The sequence below is a fragment of the Massilia sp. UYP11 genome (assembly GCF_050434805.1).
In the GTDB taxonomy this organism is placed as follows: domain Bacteria; phylum Pseudomonadota; class Gammaproteobacteria; order Burkholderiales; family Burkholderiaceae_D; genus Telluria.
The window spans coordinates 118,583-133,714 of the sequence record NZ_JBNDJE010000010.1 but is presented as its reverse complement, the minus strand read 5'-3'; the positions used below and the strand labels follow the sequence as shown (position 1 = coordinate 133,714).

13 protein-coding genes are annotated in these 15,132 nt (G+C 67.5%); 1 reads left to right on the top strand and 12 read right to left on the bottom strand.

The features are described from left to right. Positions 1 to 29 precede the first annotated feature (29 nt). The gene (locus tag ABIB38_RS15250) at positions 30 to 2,303 is read left to right on the top strand and encodes a polysaccharide biosynthesis tyrosine autokinase (protein WP_429205090.1); all 2,274 of its coding nucleotides are present in this window, start codon (positions 30 to 32) and stop codon (positions 2,301 to 2,303) included. Positions 2,304 to 2,899: 596 nt separating this feature from the next. On the opposite strand, the gene ABIB38_RS15245 is transcribed toward ABIB38_RS15250, so the two are convergent. The 12 genes from ABIB38_RS15245 to ABIB38_RS15190 all read right to left on the bottom strand — a co-directional run bounded on the left by ABIB38_RS15245 (position 2,900) and on the right by ABIB38_RS15190 (position 15,132). Next, positions 2,900 to 4,036: an acyltransferase family protein gene (locus ABIB38_RS15245; protein WP_429205087.1), complete on the bottom strand. Its 1,137-nt coding sequence runs from the start codon at positions 4,034 to 4,036 to the stop codon at positions 2,900 to 2,902. An 86-nt stretch (positions 4,037 to 4,122) separates the two neighbouring features. Next, entirely contained in the window at positions 4,123 to 4,731 is a 609-nt protein-coding gene (locus tag ABIB38_RS15240) for a hypothetical protein (protein WP_429205086.1), read from the bottom strand. A gap of 7 nt (positions 4,732 to 4,738) precedes the next feature. Continuing rightward, positions 4,739 to 5,329, bottom strand: coding sequence for a sugar transferase (locus ABIB38_RS15235; RefSeq protein WP_429205085.1), 591 nt, complete (start codon positions 5,327 to 5,329; stop codon positions 4,739 to 4,741). Then, positions 5,326 to 6,567, bottom strand: a complete 1,242-nt coding sequence (locus tag ABIB38_RS15230) for a DegT/DnrJ/EryC1/StrS family aminotransferase (protein ID WP_429205084.1) — start codon at positions 6,565 to 6,567, stop codon at positions 5,326 to 5,328. The genes ABIB38_RS15235 and ABIB38_RS15230 overlap by 4 nt, the downstream gene beginning before the upstream one ends. Further along, the gene (locus ABIB38_RS15225; RefSeq protein ID WP_429205083.1) at positions 6,560 to 7,864 is read right to left on the bottom strand and encodes a glycosyltransferase family 4 protein; all 1,305 of its coding nucleotides are present in this window, start codon (positions 7,862 to 7,864) and stop codon (positions 6,560 to 6,562) included. Before ABIB38_RS15225 ends, ABIB38_RS15230 begins: the two co-directional genes overlap by 8 nt. A gap of 14 nt (positions 7,865 to 7,878) precedes the next feature. Further along, positions 7,879 to 8,661, bottom strand: coding sequence for a hypothetical protein (locus ABIB38_RS15220; protein ID WP_429205082.1), 783 nt, complete (start codon positions 8,659 to 8,661; stop codon positions 7,879 to 7,881). Then, positions 8,658 to 9,302, bottom strand: a complete 645-nt coding sequence (locus ABIB38_RS15215; RefSeq protein WP_429205081.1) for a hypothetical protein — start codon at positions 9,300 to 9,302, stop codon at positions 8,658 to 8,660. Before ABIB38_RS15215 ends, ABIB38_RS15220 begins: the two co-directional genes overlap by 4 nt. A gap of 179 nt (positions 9,303 to 9,481) precedes the next feature. Then, positions 9,482 to 10,675 (bottom strand): glycosyltransferase, encoded by a 1,194-nt coding sequence (locus tag ABIB38_RS15210; protein WP_429205079.1) that lies wholly within the window; start codon positions 10,673 to 10,675, stop codon positions 9,482 to 9,484. Next, entirely contained in the window at positions 10,581 to 11,978 is a 1,398-nt protein-coding gene (locus ABIB38_RS15205; protein ID WP_429205077.1) for an O-antigen ligase family protein, read from the bottom strand. Before ABIB38_RS15205 ends, ABIB38_RS15210 begins: the two co-directional genes overlap by 95 nt. Beyond that, complete coding sequence (locus ABIB38_RS15200; RefSeq protein WP_429205075.1) at positions 11,942 to 13,189, bottom strand: lipopolysaccharide biosynthesis protein; 1,248 nt, start codon at positions 13,187 to 13,189, stop codon at positions 11,942 to 11,944. The genes ABIB38_RS15205 and ABIB38_RS15200 overlap by 37 nt, the downstream gene beginning before the upstream one ends. Next, entirely contained in the window at positions 13,186 to 14,415 is a 1,230-nt protein-coding gene (locus tag ABIB38_RS15195; protein ID WP_429205073.1) for a DegT/DnrJ/EryC1/StrS family aminotransferase, read from the bottom strand. The genes ABIB38_RS15200 and ABIB38_RS15195 overlap by 4 nt, the downstream gene beginning before the upstream one ends. A gap of 3 nt (positions 14,416 to 14,418) precedes the next feature. Further along, positions 14,419 to 15,132, bottom strand: coding sequence for an acyltransferase (locus ABIB38_RS15190; protein ID WP_429205071.1), 714 nt, complete (start codon positions 15,130 to 15,132; stop codon positions 14,419 to 14,421).

Below are 15,132 nucleotides of genomic sequence, written 5' to 3'. Positions count from 1 at the left end.
CTGCCTGAGCCGTCCCGAGGAGTCTCGCCATGACCAGCCCGCACGAGGCGCATTCGCTGAAACAGGTCTCGCACAGCCCGCCAGTGCTGTCGGTGCCGTTCGACCCACTCCCGCCCGAGCCCTTGCCCGAAGAGCCGACGGTCGACCTGAAAGGCTATCTCAACACCCTCTACGACAGCCGCTGGCTGATCGGCAGCATCACGGCGATCATCACGATCGTCGCGGTGCTGTATGCGCTGGTGGCCAATCCGGTCTACGAAGCGAACCTGATGATCCACGTCGAGGAAGAAAGTCCGAACGCCTCGAAGAACATCCTGAGCGAGGCCTCGTCGCTGTTCGAGACCAAGAAGGCGGCGATCGCCGAGATGGAGTTGCTGCGCTCGCGCATGGTGGTCTCGCGCGCGGTCGACAACCTGCAGCTGTACGTCGAGGTGCACCCGAAGTACTTCCCGGTGCTCGGCTCGTGGTTCGCGAACCAGAACGGCGGCGCGCTGTCGAAGCCCGGGCTGTTCGGCTACGGCGGCTTCGTATGGGGTGGCGAGCGCGCAGCGGTATCGGTGTTCGAGGTGCCCGACAACTGGCTCAATCGTGAATTCGTGATCACCGCGCGCGCCAACAACCGCTACCGCTTTTCCGGAGGCGGCCAGCGTATCGCCTTCGATGCCAGCGTCGGCCAGCGCTACCGGGTGCAGACGCCGGACGGGCTGGTCGAGATCAAGGTCGACCGCCTGGTCGCCAATCCCGGCGCCCGTTTCAAGATCAAGCGCAAGTCGCGCCTGGGCACGATCCAGGGCATCCAGCGCTCCATGGTCATCACGGAGCAGGGCAAGCAGTCGGGCGTGATCGAGGTCAAGATGCAGGGCCAGGACGCCGACCGCATCAACAGTTTGCTGAGCGAGATTGGCCGTGAATACATGCGCCAGAACCTGGCGCGCAAGACCGAGGAAGCCGAAAAGTCGCTGGCTTTCCTGAACCAGCAATTGCCGATCCTGAAGCGCCAGCTGGAGCAGTCCGAAGACCGCTATAACCAGTTCCGCAATGCCCACGGCACGGTCGACCTGCGCGAAGAAGCGCGCATGAGCCTGGCGCAGGCGGCTTCTGCGCGTGCGCGCCGCATGGAACTGACGCAGAAAAAAACCGAATTGCTGGCCCGCTTTACCGAAGACCACCCGGTGGTCGCCGCCGTCAATCGCCAGCGGCGCGAGGTCGACGCCGAGATCGAGGCGATCGCGGCCCGCATCCGCACCTTGCCGGTGATGGAGCAGGACGAGGCGCGCCTGACGCGCGACATCAAGGTCAATACTGACCTCTACACGGCGCTGTCGAACACGGCCCAGCAGCTGCGCCTGATCTCGGTCGGCCGGGTCAGCAATGTGCGGCTGGTCGATGCGCCGATCGAGCCCGAGCGGCCGATCAAGCCGAACCGGCCGCTGATCGTGGCGCTGGCGGTGGTCACCGGCCTGTTCCTCGGCACCCTGATCGCTTTCACCCGCAAGGCCATGCGCGGCGGGATCGACGATCCCGCCAAGATCGAGCGGATGCTGCGGGCGCGGGTGGTGTATGCCACCATTCCGCACAGCGGCAATGAGGACAAGCTCATGCGCAAGGTGAAGCCGGACGGCGGATTGCCGCTGCTGGCCCAGGTGCTGCCCGAGGATCCCGCCGTCGAGAGCCTGCGCAGCTTCCGCGCCGCCTTGCGCTTTTCCATGCCCCACTTCAAGAACAATGTGGTCATGATCGCCGGCCCCACGCGCGGGCTGGGGAAATCCTTCGTGACCGCCAATTTCGCGGCGGTGATGGCGGCCACCGGCATGCGCGTACTGCTGATCGACGCCGACCTGCGCAACGGGCACCTGCACCGCTACTTCGGCGTCGATCGCTCGCCGGGCCTGTCGCGGGCAATCGTGGGCGCCATGCCGGTCGACGAGGTCATCCACCGAAGCGTACTGGATAACCTGGATTTCATCCCGACCGGAGAGTTGCCGACCAACCGTTCGGAGTTCCTGCTGCAACTGAACCTCGGTAATCTGCTCGAGCTGGTCAGTGAACGCTACGACCTGGTGCTGCTCGACCCGCCGCCATTGCTGGCGGTGGCCGATGCGCTCATCATCGGCGCCCATGCCGGCGCCGTGTTCATCGTGGCCCGCTCGGGCGTGACGACCGAGAACCACATCAACGAGTCGATCAAGCGCCTCAACCACGCCGGCATCTCGCCGCGCGGGGTGCTGTTCAACGACATGGCGCTACGTCTGGGCGAAGACCGCTCGCAATACGGGACGGCGCAACTGGGGTACGCGGCCTGAGGGGAGGGCGGCCGGCGCGCCGGCCGCCATCGTGCCTGCGTTGCTGCGCGTGCTGTTGCCTGACAGCGGCCGCGCCGCAGGGCAAGCTGGGAGCGCTTGCCTGGACGACGCCATGCGGCCGTTCCCGGTGATGGCGGCGCCGGGTCCATGCTGGCGCCTCGCGTGTCGCATCGACTGCGTTCCGGCACGTTGCAGCGACCGCGCTGCATCGGGAGCACCGCAATGGGCAGCGTGCAGGGGAAACTCCGACCTCACGCAGTGCGCCTGGGGGCCTGCGCGCAATGCACGGCAGCTATTCCAGCCTACGGCACACGGCAGTGATTCCACCATTCGGCGCACGGCAGCTATTCCATCCTACGGCGCACGGCAGTGATTCCATCATATGGCGTGCCGGCCAGCGAGTACTTCGGATGGCGACTGCGCCGCTCGGGGAATATTCCGGTCAGTGAATGCCGGCCTGTAAATTCAGGCCAATGAATAGCCGGCGAGTGAACAGGCCGGCGAGCGAACAGGCTGGTCAGCGAACAGGCTGGTCAGCGAACAGGCCGGCCAGCGAGCGCGCCAGCCAGCGCACTCACCGACTGGCCCAGGCGTACTCAATCCGGCGACAGGACCGACACGGGGGTGCGGTTGGTGCGTGGCGCGAGCAGCCAGTCCTTCACTGCCCGGCGGATGCGGAAGGTATTGCGCTCGAACGCCAGGTAGAACACATAGGCGAAGCCGACCAGGCCCAGGAACAGCGCGCCATACCAGAGGTAATCCAGCGTCACGAAGGGATTGAGCTGGTCACGTCCGAACGTCTTGCCGCCGATGTGGATGGCCAGGAAGATCAGCGGCAGGTGGGTGACGTACAGGGTGAACGAGAACTCCGAAAAGAAGGTGGCGATGCGGTTGATACGCAGGAAGCGCGGGGCGGAAGGGTCGACCCGCTGATGCAGCGAGGACAGCAACAGCAGCAGGGGAACGCTGCAGATCATGTCTTGCACGAAGGATTCCGGCACCAGTTCATTGGTGCTGCCGGTCAGCCGGTAATAGCTGAACAAGCCGATCGTCAGCAGGCCCAGCACCACGCGCAGGCCGTTTCCGCAATCCAGTTCGATGCGCGAGAATGCCGCCCCGAGCAGCCACAGCATGAAGTACATCGAGATCATCTTCGGCAGCACGATCACCAGCACCACGAAGGCGGCTGCGCAGGCAAGGCGCTTGAAGCGACCATGGCCGAACAGCACCAGGGCCAGCAGCGGGAACTGCACGTAGTACCAGGTCTCGTAGGTCAGGCTCCACAAGGCGTAGTTGCCGCCAAAATTCGGGACGAGGAACGTCTGCAGGCCGAGCAGGTTGCCGACGAAGCTCGAGGCCGAGTAGTCATTGGACGGCGACAGATCGATCGCCCCGGGCTGCGCCACGCCGATGGCCAGGCCGACCAGGAGAATCAGCAACAGGGTCGGCAGCAGGACGGTCCACAGCCGGGTGACGCGGTCGATCGCGTAGTTGGCGAGGGCGCGCGGCTGGTGCAGGCGGTTCAACAGGCTGCCGCCGACGAGCCAGCCGCTGATCAGGAAGAACACCACCACCGCCTGGTGGGCGAAGCCGGTCACGAAGGCGAATACCTGGTAAGCGAACGTCGGGTCTTGCAGTGAGCGCAGGCCGGGATAGATTTCGGAGCGCAGGTGGCCAGCGGCGACCTCGAGCGCTGCGATGCCGCGCAGCAGCGAGAGCGCCAGCGATTGCATGGGATGGTCGTGCAGGTTGGATTGGTTCCGACAGCGGATCGTGGGAAGCGAGAGGGACGGCATGGTGAAGCTCCTTTCTGCGTGAGTTAGCAGGCATCCCAGGGATAGGGATGGCTATTGCCCGACAGCGCCAGGGCCACCAGGATCATCCAGTAACCGACGTGCGCGAATTCCATCAGCCAGGCGCCGACCGCGAATACCGGCAGCGACCACCAGATCGCCGGCAGCAGCCGAGCCCGCTCCAGGTCGCCCGACCAGGCTGCGCCAAGCAGGCTGACGGCGGCGCCCAGCACCCAGCCGCTGAACGCCTCGGCGGCCGTATGCTCGCCGGTCGCCACCAGCATGCCTGCGAAGGCCATGCCCAGCAGCAGGCCGAGCGCCAGGCCCAGCCGCGCCGCCAGCTGGCCCCGGTGCAACAGCAGCACCCAGGCCGCAAATGGATACAGCGCCCCGACCAGCGTGGCGTGGCCGCTGATCGCCTTGAACTCGAGCATGGAGAAATCGGTGCCCCAGCCCAGGTGCGCGATCTTGGTGCCGCCGACCAGCGCCACCGCCGCGCCGAAACACGCCCCCCAGCGCAGCGCCGTGCGCCAGGCCCCGGCGGCCAGCAGCCAGGCCGCCAGCGCCGCTCCCAGCGGCAGCGCGACATCGAGGTCGCCCAGGTGCAGGACGCGCAGCATCGCTCGACCATCCATGTGGTGCTCAGCGAACGATCGCGGCCAGGGTGCGCAGGATGATCTTCACGTCGATCCAGAACGTGCGTTCGCGCACATAACGCACGTAGTAGTGCAGCTTGGCCGGCAGCACGGTGTCGATATAGGCGCGCTCCGGGTCGCCCGCGCGCGCCAGCACCGCGTTCTCGTCCTTGTACAGGATCGAGGCCCAGTCGGTGATGCCAGGCGCGACCGACAGCACGATGCGGCGCAGCGGCTCGGGATAGTGGGCCACGTAGCACGGCACTTCGGGCCGCGGTCCGACCAGGCTCATGCTTCCATTGACGACGTTGAACAGCTGCGGCAGCTCGTCCAGCTTGTAGCGGCGCAGCACGGCGCCGGCGTGGGTGATGCGCGGGTCGGCGCCGACCGTGAGCGCCAAGCCGCCGTCGAGTCGCTGGTGCATGGTACGGAATTTGTAGATCGTAAACAGCGCGCCGCCGCGCCCGACGCGCTGCTGGCGGTACAGCACCGGGCCCGGCGAATCCCATTTGATCCACAAGGCGATCGCAAGCAGCAACGGCGACAGCAACAGCAATCCCGCCAGCGACGCCGCCAGGTCGAACAGGCGCTTGCTCATGACAGCAGTCCGTGCAGCGCCGCGATTACCCGCTCCTGGTCGGCGTCGCTCATGCGGGTATATAGCGGCAGGGACAGCATCGCCCCGAAGGCTGCCTCGGCGACCGGGAAGTCGGCGGGGCGCAGGCCGCAGCTGTCGCGCCAGTAGGGCTGGCGGTGCAGCGGGATGAAGTGAACGCTGGTGCCGATGCCGCGCTCGGCCAGCCTGGCGATCAGCGCATCGCGTGCACCGTGCGCCGTGCTTTGGCCGAGCGCGCCATCCTGCGCCGCGCGGTCCAGGCGCACCACGTACAGGTGCCAGGCGTGGGTGGAGCCGGAACCCGGCGCCGGGCGCGCCGGCAGGATCAGGGGCAGCCCGGCCAGCGCCGCGTCGTAGCGCTCGGCCAGTGCGGTGCGGCGCTGCTGGAAGCGGTCGATCTTGCGCAGCTGCTCGATGCCGATCGCGGACGCGATATCGGTCAGGTTGTACTTGAAGCCGGCGGCGACCACCTCGTAATACCACGATGGGGTGCGCGCGGTATAGCGGTCGAAGGCGTCGCGGCTGATGCCATGCAGGCGCATGCAGCGGATCCGTTCGGCCAGGCGCGGGTCGCGCGTGACGACCATGCCGCCCTCGCCGGTGGTCATGGTCTTGTTGGCATAGAAGCTGAACACCGTCACGTCGCTGTCGAGCGTGCCCACCAGCCGGCTGCGGTGGCGCGTGGGAAAGGCATGGGCCGCATCCTCGATGACGCGCAGGCCGTGGCGGCGCGCGAGATGGCCGATGGCGTCCATGTCGGCGGCCATCCCGGCGAAGTGCACGGGGACGATGGCGCGCGTGCGCGGCGTGATCGCGGCGGCCACCGCGGCCGGGTCCAGGTTGAGGGTGTACGGGTCGGCATCGACGAACACCGGCCGGGCGCCGAGGTAGCGCACGACTTCGGCGCTCGCGGTGAAGGTCAGGGTCGGCACGATGACTTCGTCGTCCGGCTTGACGCCGGCCGCCTCCAGCGCCAGATGCAGGCCGGCGGTGGCGGAATTGACGGCGATCGCCTCGACCTCGCCGCCGAGGTAGTCGCGAAAGGCCGTTTCGAAGCGCCGCGTGACGGGGCCGGTGGTGACCCAGCCCGAGCGCAGGCAGGCTTCGACCGCGCGGATCTCTTCTTCGCCGATGTCGGGCAGGGCGAAGGGCAGGAAGGACTCGGCAGAGGCAGCGGCGGCAGGGGGAGGAGCGGAATCGGATGCGGTCCGGTCAGGCATGGTGGGTCTCCTGTGCGAGTACGGCGAGGAAGCGGCGGGCCAGGACCGGATAGCTCAGGTGGTCCAGCACGTGGCGGCGGCCGCGCTCGCCCAGCGCCCGGCGGGTGTGTGGATCGAGCGCCATCAGGCGCGCCAGTCCCTCGGCCAGGGCGGACGGATCGTCGGGCGCCACGCTGATGCCGCAGCCGGTTTCGGCCACCGGATCGTTGCCGGCCTCGACCGCATGCAGGACCGGGCAGCCTGCCATCATGTAGTCGAGAAGCTTGTTGGGCGCGATGCCGAAGCGGTACAGAGGCTGGCGCCGCCACCCGAGGAAGGCGATGTCGAAGCGCGCCAGCAGGGCCGGGATGGCGCGCTTCGGGACCGGATCGGCGAAGTGGACGTGATCGAGCCCGAGCGCGCGCGCCTGGCGCCGCAGCCGGTCCTTCTCGGGCCCGGCGCCGACCAGAACGAAGGAAAGCGGCCGCTGGCGCAGCAGGTGGGCGGCGTCGAGCAAGGTGTCGAGCGCATTGGCCAGGCCGTGGCTGCCGGCATAGCCGACGATCAATCGTCCCGCGGCGCGCAGGCGGTCGAGGAGAGCAAGGACGGGGACCGCGGCGGGCGGCAACGTGTCCGATCCGTGGCATGGCGCGTCCGCTTGTGGCGGCAGGGAGCTGGTGGCCGGCCATTCGTCCGGATCGATGCCGTTCGGGATCAGGTGCAGCTTGTGCGGCGCCATGCCGCGCGCCTCCAGGTGCTGGCGCACCCGGGGCAGGATCGAGACGATGGCGTCGGCGTGGCGGCAGGCATGGTTCTCGGCCGCCTGGAGCAACATGATGAAGGGATGGTGGCGCGAATGTCCGCCAAGTTCCATCGGCGACAGCGGCCACAGGTCGTGCACCTCATGCAGCAGGCGCGCTCCCGCCAGGCGGGCGATCCGGTGCGCCGGCCAGATGTCGAGCGGATAGGTGCTGGAGGCGATCACGGCTTGCGGCGCGACGGTCCGCGCCAGGCGCGGCGCCTCGCGCCACAGGCGCGCCACGAAGGCCAGCATATTGCGCACGCGGCCGGCGCCATTGCCGGCGTAGTCAGGGGTGCGCAGCCAGGTGTAGTGGATGCCGTCGATGTCCTCGTTGAGGCGGCTGCGGCCGGCCATGGCGGGGCCCTGGCGGCGCAGGTGCGAATGCGAGGCGGCCACGATCTGCACCCGGTGCCCGGCGCGGACCCATTCGCGCGCCAGGTAATAGGGGCGGTACTCCATCCCGTGATGGACCGAGCCGGCGTAGTGGTTGATGAGCAGGATGTTCATAGTCGTCATGGGCGTCATCTGCTTCAGATGCGCCAAGCCATTTCCTCGACCAGCCGCCGCCAGTTGCAGCGGGTATTCTCGATCCAGTTGGTTTCCCATTGCACCGGGTGGGTGAGCATGCAGATGCGGTCGTAATGGCCGAGGGCGGCGAAGGGCGACATCGGCGTGTAGTAGACGGGATGCTTGCGGTCGCTGATGTACAGGTCGAAGCCGCGCAGCAATTCGGCGTCGTAGGATTCGCACTCGATGCCGCAGCGGGTGCGCAGCGCGCGGTCACGCAGCAGCTCGTGGTTGATCACGTTCAGGCGGCGGTTGGCGAAGTCGCCATGGCTGGCCACGGTGGCCAGCGGCGCGCCCAGGCGCGCAGCGATCTGGGCAATATTGCGTGCAAACAGCTCGCGGATCTCGGGAAAGCGCAGGCGCAGCTCGTCGCCCTTGCGGATGCGGTGGCGCTTGGCGAAATCGGCGACTTCCTCGTAGTGGTAGCTGGCTTCGCTGCCGGCCGCTTCGATCTCGCGCATGAAGCCGTAGTCGAGGGTGCACAGGCGGAAGTAATAGCTGGCGCGGACCCCGTGCCGCGCCTCCAGCGCGAACATCTTCTTTGCCGTGCGCAGGTCGCTGTCGATGTCGTGGCGATGCACCAGCGTCTTGCGCGGCGCCTCCTGGTGGTTCAGGTTGCGGAAGAAGCTGCGCACCGATATCTGTGCGTAACCGGCGTCGTTCGCCGCCTGCAGCAGCGCTGCGTATTCGCCGAGCCGGCTGGGCATCAGGTAGTCGGCATATACCCGGTTGAAGAAAGTCTTCATTGCAGTGAATACTGCGCACGGTAGGGCTGGAAGCCCAGGATGGTCTTGAACGTCTTGAGCCCGGGCTGGGCGCCGAAGAAGGTGTCGTACATGACGTAGCGCACCTGCCGTTCGTCGATCAGGCGGCTGATGGCTTCCACCAGCAGCAGGTGCATGATGCCGTCGTTATTGCGATAGCCCAGCATTTGCGAAAAGGCGGCGAAATTGCCGTAAATGCCCAGGCTCGCATAGGCGACCAGTTTCCCTTGCGGATCGAGAATGCCGTGATGACGGAAATGCGGCAGCGTGTCGAATGCCTCGCATTTTTCGGTATATTTAGCGTCCATCGGCCGGCCTTGCCGCGTATCGAGCGAGGTATTGATGGCATGGATGTCGTCGATATAGTCGTTGCGGTCGATGTCGACGAAACGGTAGCCGCGGTTGCGCGCCCGTTTCGCGTGATAGCCGCCATGGTTTTTCGCCTTGATCTGCTCGTGGTAGGCATGGCGGTCGGCAAAGCGCGACAGGTCGATCAGCGCCGCGCCGACGGTCTTGGCGCGAATGATGCGAAAACGCGGATGCGGCCGGGTAAAGGCGCGGTAGGTCGTGCGGATATCCGCCGGATCGATATACTCGTGAAAGCAGAGTTTCGCTACCGGCAAATTAATGGCTTGAATAAATGTATTGTAGTGTTGCAAGAACATATTCTCACCTGTCTGTCTGCATTACACGATAAGGTTGATTGCCGCGCGATTCCTTGAAGCCGCTTAAATAATGGGCGCTGGGCGGCATGAATTTATTTCTGCGATTTCATTTATTTCTCTATGTTGATTTCTGCCAGCTAGGTCAGCGCCAGGCGGTGCGCCAATGGATTCCGGGTCAGGTCGGCATAAAACCGCACCAGCTTCTGCGCCTCGTTTTTCCAGTTGTACGTCTGCTCGACAGCACGCCGGCCATTCGCGCCCATGCGCCGGGCCAGCTGCGGATCCTGCGCCAGGCGGTCGATGGCGGCGGCAATCGCGGCCGGATCCCGCGGGTCGACGCACAGGCCGCAATCGCTGGCCTCTACGATCGCGCGCCAGCGGGGAAAATCCGACGCGATCACGGGAATTCCGGCCGCCATGTATTCGAACATCTTGACCGGCAGCGCATCGCGGTAGCTCGCGGTCGGCAGCAGGGTGACCAGGCCGGCGAACGCGCTCTCCATGACCCGGGCCACGCCGGCGCGGTCGAGGTGGCCGAGCGCGCGGATCCGGGTCCAGCCCGGCAGCAGCGCCATGTCGCGCGCGAGCGCCGGGTCGGCGAAGCTGCCGGCCAGGGCCAGCCGTACCGGGGTGCGCAGCAGGGCGCAGGCCTGCACCATCTCGCGGATGCCGCGGATCGCCGAGATGCTGCCGACGTAGCAGATCTCGGTGCGCGCGTCCCAGCTGCGCTCGGGAGGAAATTCCTCGGGCAGCGGAAAATTGGCAACGTCGACCGTCCGTGGATTGCAGCGCGCCAGCCGCTCGCGGATGTGGGGCGTGGCGGCCAGCAGGCCGTCGAGGCGGGTGCAGGCGTAGCGCTCATAGCGCGCGTACAGGCCCGCGATCACGCGGGCGACGCCCGGCGCCAGATAGGGCTTGTCGAGCAGCTGGGTCGGCACGTCTTCGTGGGCGTCGAACACGACGCGCATGCCGGCGCGCCGCAGGCGCAGGCCGGCCGGGAGCAGTTCCGGGTCGTGCAACTGGTAGGCATCGGCATCGAACGCCAGTGCGCGCGCGGCGACCCGGCGCGTGGTCCACAGCATGCGGTCCAAGCGCTCCACGAGGGCGCTTGGACGGCGCCCCGCAAGGGCGCCTGGACGGCGCCCTTGCGGGGCGTGCGCGCGTTTCCCGGCGTCGACGATCCGAACGCCGTCGCGCAGCTCGTCGCCGAGGCCGTCGGCCACCACCAGGATCACTTCATGACCGTGGCTGGCCAGCGTGCGGCATTGCTTGACGAAGATCCGGGTGTCGTAGCGCGGATGCGCCGAGGTCATGTGGACGATGCGCGGCATGTTTCCTCTCGTAGGCATAGCGGCTGCAGGCGCCGAGGGTGGCGCTGAGCAGCATGTCGGTGAAGTAATGGGACGACAGCAGCAACAGGATGGTCACGCAGGCGAAAGCGAAGGCCAGCAGGAACAGCGGGCGCCGGCGCGCGGCGAAGTACTCATGGAAGAACATCGGCGTGATCGGGACGATGGCAAGCGCCGCCAGGTAGAGCATGCCGAACAGGCCGAGGTCGACCCAGGCCGACAGCACGTTGTGCGAGTAATGGCCGGGCGCGTAGCTGCCATAGTCGCCCAGGATCGGATGCGCGGCGATCGATTGCACCGCATGCACGGTCAGCTGCTGGCGCTTGTTGGCCGAGGTCGAGTGCGAGAGATCGAACAGTTCGAGGATGCGGTTCGAGGGCAGGGAAGCCAGGATCTGGTCGAGGTAGAGACCGATGGCGGCGGCGATGCACACGCTGGCCAGCACGAAGTACAGCTTGTGGCGCGAATAATAGAATTCGATCAGGGGAATCGCGAACAGCAGGGCCACGAATTCGCTGCGCGCGGTGTTGACGAACAGGGTGGCCGCGCCCACGGCATGCAAGGCCAGGCGCAGCGGCAGGTTGCGCGTGAACGTGGCCACCGCGAGGTAGGTAAACAGATAGGAGCGCGAGAAACCCTGGTAGGTGGCGAGAGAATCGGTATCCTTGGCGATGCCGAGCGCGCCGAGGTAGAACACGCCGTCGACCGAATACGAGAACACGATGGTCGACATCCCGGCCAGGCTGAGCAGGCCGACGACGCGGAACCTCCGGCTGTCGAAGTCGATGAAGCTGAACTGGAAGTAGACCAGCACCATGAACAGGATGGCGAGCATGTGGTAGGTCACGATGGCGCGGTTGGCGCCGGCCGCCGCGTTGACGACCACCACGCCGACGAAATACGCGAAGAAGACGCCGTAATGGATGTCGACCAGGGTCAGGCGCTGGGCATCGCGCCGCATGCGGCCAAGGTAGACCAGGCACATCGGGCCGGCAAAGGCCAGCGCCACCGGGCCGAAGTAACCGCCCAGGAAGGCGCCGGTGGCGCCGGTGCCGACCAGGGTGTGGTAGAAGAAGAAGCCCGGGAACAACATGAAGAAGCAGGCGATCATCAGCCACTGCTCGCGCTGGGCGCGCGCCGCGCCGCCGGGCCGGGTAGGCCCGCCCTGCAGCGCCCGCTGCCAGGCATCGGGCGCGCTGTCGGCATCCAGGGCCGTGGGGGCAGCTTGATGCGGCGTGGGCAAGGGATTCATGCGGTGGCCAGCCCGTTGCGCGAGCAGTTCCATGACATGTGCAGGTAGACCAGATAGAGGCAGGAATAGCCGATCACGTACCACAGCACGTTCTCGTGCATGCTGCCCGGCAGCAGAAAGGCGCCGAGGGTGGTGGCGAACAGCGTTACCTGCCACAGCAGGTCGGCCTTCTGGCGGCCCGCCACGAAGAACACATAGCTCAGCGGACTGGCGACGAAGTTCAGCAGGAACAGCGGCGCCATCAACTGGGCCAGCTCGCCGGCCTCGCGCCAGGAGGGACCGAACACGGTGGCGAACAGGGTCGGGGCGAAGGCTATCAGCAGCAGCGCCGGCCCGATGCCCATCACCAGCAGCGCCTTGAAGGTGTGGCGGTAGCTGCGGCTGCAATGGCCGTGCTCGCGGAATTCGAGCACCGATTCGCGCTTGAAGACTTCGAGCACCGAGGCCGCCAGCAGCGATATCGGCGCCGACAGCACGCGCTGGGTCAGCGCGTACAGGCCGGCGGCCAGCGCGCCGTGGCGCATGCCGATCAGGAACAGCGGCAACTGGCTGACGGCGCCATTGAGCAGGTTCGACGGCAGCGAGTAGCGCCAGAAGGCCTGGTGGCGCCGCAGGTAGGCGCGTTGCTCGGGGTCGGGCAGGCAGGCGATGGGCGCACGCGGCGGACGCAGCAGGCGGCGCGCATACAGGTAGCCGGCCAGCAGGCCGCACAGGTGGCCTGCGATCAGGCCGGTCCCTTTCATGCCGGCGTACAGCAGCGCGAGCTGGGTCAGGACGATGACGGCGGCCGCCACCACCTTGGCGCGCGCCGCCTTGCCGAAGGCATTGTGTGAGGTGGCATAGGCGAGCGTCGTTTGCATGCAGGCGATGAGCCAGGCTCCGGCGCCGATGGTGAGCAGGGCCGCCCATGGCAGTTGCAGGGTCGGCGCGAAGCCGGCCAGTCGCGCCGTGATGGCAATCAGGGTCAGCAGCAATGCGGCGATGGTGGCGCTGTAGAACACGACCCGGAAGCAGGTGCGCTGGTGTCGCTCTTCGTGGTCGAGGATCATCGCCGCCTCCATGCGCAGGGTGGCGCCGATCGCCGACAGCGTGATCACGCCGAGCCAGACGCTGTAGGCGCCCAGCTCTTGCGGCGTGCACATGCGCGTCAGCAGCGGCGCCGCCAGCAGCGGCAGGGCTTGAGCGCCGAGGGCGCCACCGAGGACGGTGGCGACGTGGCGCCAGAATGGCGGCAGTTGCCTCATGAAGCGGTGGCCGGCGTGGCGCTCGCTGCGCTGGTCGATTCCGGGGAGGCGGCCGCAGCAGAGACGGGCACAGTCGAGGCGGGCGCAGCCGAGGCGGGCGCCGCCGCGTCCGTTGCCACGGCCGGCATGGCGCTGCGCGTCTGGCGGCAGGCGTCGAGCAAGGCCCCTGCCACCCGCTGCACGCCGGCATTGTCGAGGAACGGCCCCATCGGCAGGCTCAGGACGCGCCGGGCCAGGCCTTCGGCCACCGGATAGGCGTCCGGCGCCAGGTGGGCGTAGGCGGCCTGGCGGTGGATCGGCACCGGGTAGTGGACGGCGGTCGGGATGCCGGCGGCGGCAAGCTCCGCGCGCACCCGCTCGCGATCGTCGACCAGCACCGTGTACTGGGCATGGACGCTGCTGCGGTCGTTGCGCACGGCGAGGATGGGAACATGGTGGCGCAACAGCGCGTCGTACTCGGCCGCGGCGCGCTGGCGCTGCCCGATTTCCCAGTCGAAGCGTTCGAGCTTGGCCAGCACCACGGCGCACTGCAGGGTGTCCATGCGTCCGCCCACGCCCAGCCGGGTGTGCACGTAGCGGTGCGACTGGCCGTGGACGCGGATTTCGCGCATCGCCTGGGCCAGGGCGTCGTCATCGGTGAACAGGGCGCCGCCGTCGCCATAGCAGCCCAGCGGCTTGCTGGGGAAGAAACTGGTGCAGCCGATCGTGGACAAGTGGCAGCTCTGGCGGCCGCGGTAGGTGGCGCCGAAGCTCTGGGCGGCGTCCTCGACGACGGCGATGCCATAGGGTTCGGCGATGGCATTGATGGCGTCCATGTCGGCCGGCTGGCCGTACAGCGAGACCGGGATGATGGCGCGCGTGCGCGGCGTGATGCGCTCGGCGATCAGGCGCGCGTCGATGTTGCCGGTGGCGGCATCGACGTCGACGAACACCGGGGTGGCGCCCACCAGCATCACGGCTTCGGCGGTGGCGATGAAGGAGAATGGGGTGGTGATCACTTCGTCGCCGGCCTTGATGCCGAGCGCCATCATGGCGATGATGAGCGCCTCGGTGCCCGACGCCACGGTGATGCAGTGGCGCGCGCCGGTGCGCTGCGCCAGGCGCGCCTCGAGCTCGGCCACCTCGGGGCCGAGGATGTATTGTCCGTGGTCGAGGACGGCCTGGATGCGGCCGTTGATCAGCTCGCGCGAGGCGAGGTATTGGGATTTCAGGTCGATGAAGTCCATGGTTTATCCTCGTGCGGTGCCTGGGTTCGGGGCGCTGCCGATTGCGGCGGTCGCGGCGTGTGCGATGCCGTCGCCTGCTTCGGCGCCGCAATCGCCTTCGGTCTCGGCCGGGCCCCGCCCGTCGTCCGCGCCGAACGGGCTGTCGGCCGGGCGGCAGGCGCCGTCCTGCAGCACATAGGGCTCGCCGGTATGCGGGCAGCGGGCTTCGCCATTGCCGGTCAGCGGCAGGGCCAGGCGCTCGCCGGTGCGGCTGATCCAGCCGATCTGGCGCGCCGGCACGCCCGCCACCAGCGCATGCGGCGCGACGTCGCGATTGACCACGGCGCCGGCGGCAACGAAGGCGTACTGGCCGATCGTCACGCCGCACACGATGGTGGCATTGGCGCCGATGGTGGCCCCGCGCCGCACCAGGGTGCGCCGGTACGCGTGCTTGCGCGGCACCGCTGCGCGCGGGTTGTAGACGTTGGTAAACACCATGCTGGGACCGCAGAAGACGTCGTCCTCGAGGGTTACGGCATCGTAGATCGAGACGTTGTTCTGGATCTTGACGCCGTTGCCGATCCGGACGTCGTTGCCGACGAAGACGTTCTGGCCCAGCGAGCAGGCGGCGCCGATGCGTGCGCCGGCGCAGACGTGGGCGAAGTGCCAGACATGGGTATCGTCGCCGAGCCGGGCGCCGCGGTCGACGATCGCGCTGGAATGGATGATGACGGCCAT